Origin of the sequence: Erwinia sp. S43 (assembly GCF_016624745.1) — a bacterium.
GTDB classification, from domain to species: Bacteria; Pseudomonadota; Gammaproteobacteria; order Enterobacterales; family Enterobacteriaceae; genus Erwinia; species Erwinia coffeiphila.
Window position 1 is genome coordinate 1 of record NZ_JACVTX010000052.1, and the last position, 7,782, is coordinate 7,782.

Here is a 7,782-nt window from a genome sequence, read left to right on the forward strand (position 1 = left end):
GCGGTGAGCTTCAGCTCGCCGGGAAATCTTTTCCGCAGTGTTAGCGGGCGCATGGCGGCCGCTTACAGGGGGTAACGCACTTTAGTTACAGCATTCATCTGTTTTTCCTGTCCGGGGCCGCTGGCCCCGGGCGGGGAAAACCGGCGGGCAACACAAAGGCACGGCGCTGATGTTCGTCTCTTTCCCGTATCAGGGGCACTCTCTGTTTGTTGTAACTAATCTGACTGCCCCGCACCTGGTGCGGGGAGGTGCTTATATTTTCCTACCATCGGCGCTGAAGCCTGGATATGGGGGGGTTATGCCTTGAACGTAGTGAAAGGAGCTATCCCGGACGCAGCGTTCAGCTGCTCCGAATACTCCCTTTTTAAAGGGCATGTTTAGTTCAGAAATAACGTTCGAAATTAAGCGTTACTGCGGGAGGGGTTTCGAAGTTAATCCGGTGATAAATCTGCCGTTCGAATTTAACTGCATGTTCAGTAGCCCGCCACCGTCGTTTTTCTGACTGTGATAACAATAATGCGTTCCGGATACGGCATTTGCCACCGGCTACGGACGTGTGCCGCCCTGCCGGACTGCCTTTTTCGGCAAAATTCCAGCACAGAAACCGCGATATACGCGGTTAAGTTGAATGTGGTGTATCAGAGAGGTATGCCGGCCTGCTCAAGCAGAAGGGCGTAATAGCGCTCAGGATCGGAGAGATGCAGCTGCGGATGCAGTGCCTTTACCGCGCGCTCTGCCTGCAGCTGCTGCGCGGTCGTACACTGGCCACTCGCCACCCAGCGCATCCAGCCGGTACGGTTTGGGGACTTATCACGTTTTGCGGCACGCAGCTGCACCAGGTTGTCGCTGTGACGGTCGAGCTGAGCGCCCAGGTCGTTCTCCAGCTGGCGACGTTCGGCGCGCAGCTCGGGGCTGACCACCCAGCGTTTTATCTGGCGCAGGCGGTTTTTCAGGGAGTGGTGCTTCTCGATATCCATACCCAGGCGAGCCATGCGTAACAGATGGCGCTCGTATTTCTCACGCAGTGACTGAGCCACGCCTTTTGTCACCGCCCACTGGCGGTATTTGTGCAGCCACTGCCGGATGTCTTCCACGGCGATCCCGCGTGACGTAAAGCAGCGTTCGGTCAGGAATATACGCACGGGTTTGTTCTGACCGGAGTCCGTATCCCTGTCGCGGTGTACAACGACATAGTCCAGTTCTTCCAGTACCCGCAGTGCATGAAGCGCCACGTCATAGGCTTTACGTCCGTTCTCATACACATGCAGCGCGTTCATACGTCTGGCGATTTCTTCCAGGGGAAGCATGACTTCAAACATATAGTAGCTGTCCGGGCTGTAATCGCTGTTGGCCGCGAGTACCAGCGAAAGCGCGGTGAGCGCTTCCCGGCTCTCTGAACGCGGCGTGATACGCATCGGTTTCGGGCGGAAGGACGGATCGAATATGCGACCATAGGGCGTGTAGCCGGTACGGCGCAGGGCGATCAGATCGCTGTTACGGCACCAGTCGTGCTGACGGAAACAGGCCACCACTTTCGACGCGGTTCCACGCGGGACGCTGCCGGTAAAAACAGGCGTCAGATGACGGTGTGTTTTTGATGTACCACGGCGAAGCCGGTTAGACTCCCCACGGCGGGACGGACGGTAAACATCCTGATGATTTGACGCTGATAATTCAGGCACAGCCCCCTGCACTTATGTTGCGCAGAAGGAGGGGCCGTTGCAGGTGTTGAGTTTTCCTGTGCATGGCACTATACTCCTCCACATAGGACAACAGTTCTATGTGGATTTTGTGGCCCCGTTAATCTCTTCCTCGTCGCCAAACAGTCGGAGATTATCGGGGTTTTTGCTTTTCTGAAGCCTGTCAGCCAGTTACTTCAGTCCCTGCCACCTTACGGCGTGGCCGGCCAGAATTCATTAACGCTCAGCAATTTATCACTCACGCCATCATCTGGCAAGAAAGTCATTGAGTCACTCTACTTCAGGATCTGCCTTCTTCGCCAGCTCCTCTTCGATCAGCCGCTCAATCATACGAGCCTGGGTTAAACCATGCTCCTCGCACAATTTCTGAAACCCTGCTTTGTGTGCTTTATGAATGAAAACATATAGCTCTGTATGGGTTTCTTTCTTTCTTGCGACAGAACGTCGCTGCTTTTCAGCGCCAGAAAGGGGATTCCCCTTGCGGTAAATTCGTTTTGCTGTTGAAGAAGATTCTGTTTTTGCAGTCTGTGACATATCTTCTCCTTCAGAAATTTTTTTCGTCATTTCCGGAGGATACTACAATTTATGATGATCGGCGACAGTTCTGAATCTGAAGTGAGACACACGTTGTCGCGTGAGTCTGAAGAGTGACACAGGCCCGACCAGTTACGGTAAATTAGCTGGCAGGTTTCCTGATTACCCTGAGTATGCCCTCAATAATCCAGTCAAAGAGTTTCAGCAGTAATTCCGTACTCACTGAGTGCCGGTACTTCTCTGTCAGAATCCTTTTTTGACCGGGTTATAAAACCGGTGAAGCACTATACGTTTACAACTGAACCCGAAATATGGATTGCCGTCAGTTCTAACTGGTTTCATTCGTTTGCATCAGCAACGGTAAATGAAGCTCATTCGGCTGGTTTAAAAAAAACACAAAAAGGCTTTTTTACTTGGAGTGGCTGAAGAGAATGTAGAAGATAAAAACTCATCAGATGATGAAGCTTCTTCGAAGAATGCTAAAAAAAACGCGAAAAAATACAGCGACGCGAAAGAGATATGTCGCGTTTTTATCAGGGCTGGCCTGTCAGTGAGATAGCCATCCGCCAGTCGTTCTCAGAATACTGTGTATATAAAAAGGTCTTCCACAAGACTGGTATCTCTGCAATGGAATTCAGATACAGACGCTAGAAATTTATATCAGTTCTCTACTGCTAAAATCCGCGAAGAACGCGGAACGAAATTAGTGATATTTTTAACGTCAGTCACTCTCAGATATATCACGCCGTAAGGAAAGTGGCGAAAAAATAAAAATAAAACCTCCTGGTGAAAAATAGAAAAAACTGTCAGCACAGGATATTGAAGATATCAGGATTAAGCTTTACCAGGGACACTGAGAAAAGACATCCTGAAACAGCACAAGATAACCGCCACAACACTGATTAAATATATCGGCAAAGATCTCTCACAAAAATAAATCTCGAAGTCGTTTCGAAGACAAAGTTGTCAGGCTCAGGATGATGGTTAAAACGATAAAAGAAACGACTGAAATTCTTGACGTAAACACTCAGTACATTAATGATATACAGAAATAATTTAATGACAATTCTGACGCAGAAGGAAAGCGCATGAAATATGATAACCGTAATCCTCTTTCTAAACGTGGCAGTAATCAGGCAGTCAATGCCGCCCTGCTCGGTGGTCATACCAGAAATAAGTATATATGCAATACGGCATTAATGCACTGACACTACGCAGGTATATTCGCAAGACGCTTGAAAAAAAACTGACAAGATAAGACAGGGAAATGAAATGGCTGATAGTAAAACCCCAAAAAACCACAAATCCCAATAGATATTAATAAATATAATTTGTGGTGGCAGGCTGACCTGCCATCATAATCAGGGAAAGAATTTTTTTAGTCTCCCTGCTACTTGTTCTTTCATTTTTTCTAACCATTCAGGATCAAGAATAGAAGCATTTTTTATGACTCTTGACTGGTCAATAGTTTCTTTTTGCACACCGAAAATGGCATCTACAACGAACCCTGTAATGATCGAATTTTTAGCGATAAGCTCAAGTTTTTCATCCAGAGTTTTTTCATCCGGCCCTTTTTTCCTGGAATTTTCATGCACGCGCAATCCAAGTTTGAACATTTCCATAACGAATGCAGAACGGTTTGCTGTTTCTCTGCTTTCTCCATCTTCCAGCCTGGCCTGTACATGCTGATCGACCTTTTCGAGGAATGAGTAAGGTATAGTGAGATTCACACGGTTTCTTTTATTTTCAGAATCTTGAGACATCGTTTTTTCCTTTAAAAAATAATTTAAGCCATCAGCGGTTTAAGGATACTCACGTACCATACTCTAACCTGCGCTCATTTAAATGGCTAATCAGGTTACCATATGGTTACCACGCAGTCACCACCCGGTAACCACTGGAAAATTCCCGTCATGTAAATGCCGTTTTTCAGGTAACCACGCGGTAACCCTGTTGTTACCGCGTGGTTCGGATGGTAGTTATGTTCATGATTTTAATATAAAGCACTTCGTGGTAACCACCAGGTAACACTGCAGTACACACTTAAGCACCACGTGGTAACCCTTACTTGATCGATTTTCATCCTGTTTCTTGTTATATATCTGATTTACATCAGTTAAACAGGAAAAATTTATTTTGCGAGTGGTGTGTAAAAATATCGGCATCGTGATATTATAGCTTTGTACCTCGCCCTTTTTCCCTTTAAAAACCGTTGGCTTTATGCGATCTATTTTTCTTGCAATCGCCCTGCTGGCGACAGGACTCAATATATCAAAAGCTTTGGCTGACTGTTTTAATCAGGCTGGCCAGTGGTACTCAATAGATCCCGACTATCTGCGCGCAATCGCCTGGCAGGAATCCCGCCACAATCCGAAGGCCATAAATTATAACCGGGACGCGAAAGGTAAAATTACCAGTACCGATTACGGCATCATGCAAATCAATAATGCCACGCTCAGAAAATTCAGAAAGGAATACCCGGAACTGACGGCTGAAAAATTACGGGCCGATCCCTGCCTTAACATCTATGTTGGTGCAATGGTACTGAGAAGGAACTTCAATCAGTACGGAACAGGGTGGCTTGCATTGGGAATGTATAATGCAGGTGTAAAGAACCGGGAGATCACTATCAGGAACCGCTACAGATATGCAATGCTCATTGACGGGCATTACAAAAAAATCAAAGTCGGAACTATACCGCGTAAGGTATTTGAGAAAAATTAAATGTCGGAACGGTTTTATCCCTCCTGATGCTTCCTCGATATCCTGAACCGAATCTTTTTTATCCGGTTCGATGCCGGATTAAATCAGAATGCGACAAAGGAGCCTTTCGGCTCCTTTTATAAATCACTCCGTAACCTCCATAATTCGTCTTATCTCGCCGTCAAAACCCTGACTGTGCCAGAAAAGCGCCTGCCCCGTTCTGTACAGTGCGCCCGATTTGTTATTTTCTTTATCAACTTTAACCCCTTTAAATTCTGCACCGTATTTCTTATGAATCTCCGACAGTGCTTTATCGAGGATTGCATCGGTAAACTCCTTTTTCAGATAAATATACCCACGCCACCATAAACCACATTGAAGGCAGAAAGACAGGAAACGGACATTTCCTGTGACGAATCAAAATTGCTGTCCCTGTATTTTTCGGTCAAAGATTTAGCGTTTTCTTCAGTGGGTCCATCAGTCCAGGAAACCGTAATGCTGTCATAATGATTTATCCGCACGGAAAATTTCACACCAGGGAACTGTGATTTAAGTTCTTTTCTGATATTTTTTGTTACCTGAGTCGCGCCGGACTGTTCCTGTGATAGATGACTGTATCGTGTATCTGTTTTCAGCTGGATACAGAGATTTTCAAAAATGACCTTAGCTCTTTCAATTTGCTGTCGCTTATTTTCTTCAACCCCCAGGCAGTATGAAACCAGCTGATCCAGTTCATCCCCGGATATGACTTCATCTGTTACCGACCACTGCACACCGTGAAGAATGCTTTCAGGGAGACTTCGGGAAATACTGCCATTAAAAAATGCAATATCAAATTTAGCATTTCCGCCACGCGTCATTATTCCTCTGACGGAACCGACTGTTTCCGTTTTTTTCCCCATCAATCGCAAATACAGCCCCACGGCCTTTATTATAAAGATTCGTACTGACAATCTGACCGACTGACAGTGGATTTCTGATATTCATATTTCCAGCCGATGATTCTGTGAGTATTTGCCGTCGCAGAAGGGAGAGAAGCCGTGCCGGGGAGCGCTGTCAGGGCCGCCGGATGCGTGCATTTCAGCCTTGCCAGCATAGCGAGCCGGTGTGGCGCACTACCCTGCGACGGAAATACCACAGGGACATCAGCCACCGGTGGGTGAGCAGGACGCAGCCCCGGACGCGGTACGCGCTCCGTCCTCACGTCCCGGTGCTTTTTACCGGGATGCGGTGAGCGCAGGCCACAGCGCGTAAAAGGGCGGCGCCTCCGCCTGCGGAGGCTGCAAGCCTGTAGTGGTCCAGTCATTTAGGACACCCGCTGCCCGGCGGCTTGCCGCAGGGCCGGGCCGTGACAGCGAAGCTGGCCCGGTGCGTAGCATGACAGCCCGCCCGGACGCCCGGGGGCTCATTCCCCTGCCCGTTCATTTCAACAGGCAAAGCAGGAACAGGAACAGGAACAGGAACAGGAACAGGAACAGGAAACTAATCATTCACAATGTGAATGAGAACAGAGGGAGAAGAGAAGACGGCAGAGAGAGGAAGAAGAAGCGCAGGCGAAGGGGGAATAACAGTGCGTCAGCACTATTCACGCCCGGGCCGCAGGCACGCCCGCTTTTCAGCCCCGGCAGTGACCGCATCATAAATACCGGCACCGTTCCTGTCCCTTACAGGACTTCGGTATCAGGCTGTCACACCGGCGACAGCCTGCGGGTCTGTAAGAAACCGCCCAACTGGCAGGGCAGTCTGCGTGATCAGTGTTTCAGGGCTTCGATAGTTTCAATCGGTAACCGGGTAATTTCATTGATAAGCTCAACGTTCATACCTTTGTTAAGCATACTACGCGCGATATTCTCGGCGGTTTCCTGGCTACCTTTCTGGATGCCCTTCAGCACACCTTCCTGAATCAGCTGCTCTGCCATTGTCATCAGTTCCCCCTCGCGTTGTGGCGCCTTGTGTCTTAACTCTTCAAGGAATGCACGGACGTCTGTGTTATCCCGCCCACTCCACAAAATATAGTGCATTATTGCGCTGAACTGCTCGGCTGTCAGCGCGGTTTTCAGCGTCAGCAGCGCGATATCGTCGATAAACTCCATCATATCGCGGGTGCGGATATGCTTCATCACCAGCGAAAGCAGGGCCACGCTTTTGTGCTGCATCAGGTCTTCATCCGGTATCGCGGTAATGTCTGCGAGTGGAAAATCACGGCTGTAGACTTCCCGCGCCAGTTCCGGCTGGTCAAAACACGCCAGCCAGTTCATCGGGTACGGATGCGGTGACGGTTGCCCCGCGTAGAATAACAGCGGTATCACCACGGGCACCGTTTTGCTTTTGTGCTGCGTGATATGCTGCTGCATTGCGGCGATGGCGTAACGCATCAGCCGGAATCCGATAAGGGCATCCGCGCGACTCTGATGCTCAATCGTGACGTAAATATACCCGCTTTCGCCGCCGCCGATCTTCACCCTGTACAGAATATCGCTGTAATACGCTTTCAGATCCGGCTCGATAAACGAACCGGGCTGAAGGGCCAGGGTATTCATGTCGCACCGTTCACGCCACTGTGCCGGAAGGTGAATTTCCAGCAGGTCGCGCGCCGCTGCCGGATCGCTCAGTACAGCTTTGAAGACATGGTCATGGTGGCTGATTTTTTGTTTTTTCTTCTCTGGCATCGTTCGCCTCTCTCTGCGCTCTGCCGTCAGGGTAACAGAAAGCGGGAAATCCCGCTTTCTGTGCGTGCTGACAGTAATCCGCTGACGGCCTGAGCTGTTGCCTGTGTCATGTGTTTGTCCTTTCTGCGGCTTTGTTGAATAAATCAGATTCAGGGCGAGCGTCTCTGCAGCGGGTT

At 48.9% G+C, this 7,782-nt stretch carries 7 protein-coding genes; 1 reads left to right on the forward strand and 6 read right to left on the reverse strand.

Going from position 1 to position 7,782, the window contains the following annotated elements:
• Positions 1 to 638: 638 nt before the first annotated feature.
• From IBT47_RS26625 to IBT47_RS26635, 3 genes are all read right to left on the reverse strand, one after another.
• The gene (locus IBT47_RS26625; protein WP_200564239.1) at positions 639 to 1,682 is read right to left on the reverse strand and encodes a Replication protein; all 1,044 of its coding nucleotides are present in this window, start codon (positions 1,680 to 1,682) and stop codon (positions 639 to 641) included.
• 288 nt (positions 1,683 to 1,970) lie between these two features.
• On the reverse strand, positions 1,971 to 2,234 hold the full coding sequence (gene repA / locus IBT47_RS26630) for a replication regulatory protein RepA (protein ID WP_200564241.1): 264 nt from the start codon (positions 2,232 to 2,234) through the stop codon (positions 1,971 to 1,973).
• A gap of 1,361 nt (positions 2,235 to 3,595) precedes the next feature.
• Entirely contained in the window at positions 3,596 to 3,997 is a 402-nt protein-coding gene (locus tag IBT47_RS26635) for a hypothetical protein (protein WP_200564243.1), read from the reverse strand.
• 457 nt (positions 3,998 to 4,454) lie between these two features.
• Here IBT47_RS26635 and IBT47_RS26640 point away from each other — a divergent pair, with 457 nt between their 5' ends.
• A complete protein-coding gene (locus IBT47_RS26640; protein WP_200564245.1) occupies positions 4,455 to 4,958 on the forward strand; it encodes a lytic transglycosylase domain-containing protein in 504 nt (167 codons plus the stop codon).
• A gap of 320 nt (positions 4,959 to 5,278) precedes the next feature.
• Here the strand turns inward: IBT47_RS26640 and IBT47_RS26645 are convergent, their stop codons facing one another.
• From IBT47_RS26645 to IBT47_RS26660, 3 genes are all read right to left on the reverse strand, one after another.
• The gene (locus IBT47_RS26645; protein WP_255569954.1) at positions 5,279 to 5,839 is read right to left on the reverse strand and encodes an LPD29 domain-containing protein; all 561 of its coding nucleotides are present in this window, start codon (positions 5,837 to 5,839) and stop codon (positions 5,279 to 5,281) included.
• A gap of 588 nt (positions 5,840 to 6,427) precedes the next feature.
• Entirely contained in the window at positions 6,428 to 6,577 is a 150-nt protein-coding gene (locus IBT47_RS26655) for a hypothetical protein (protein ID WP_200564251.1), read from the reverse strand.
• Between the two features lie 111 nt (positions 6,578 to 6,688).
• Positions 6,689 to 7,606: an Rpn family recombination-promoting nuclease/putative transposase gene (locus IBT47_RS26660; protein ID WP_200564253.1), complete on the reverse strand. Its 918-nt coding sequence runs from the start codon at positions 7,604 to 7,606 to the stop codon at positions 6,689 to 6,691.
• Positions 7,607 to 7,782 lie beyond the last annotated feature (176 nt).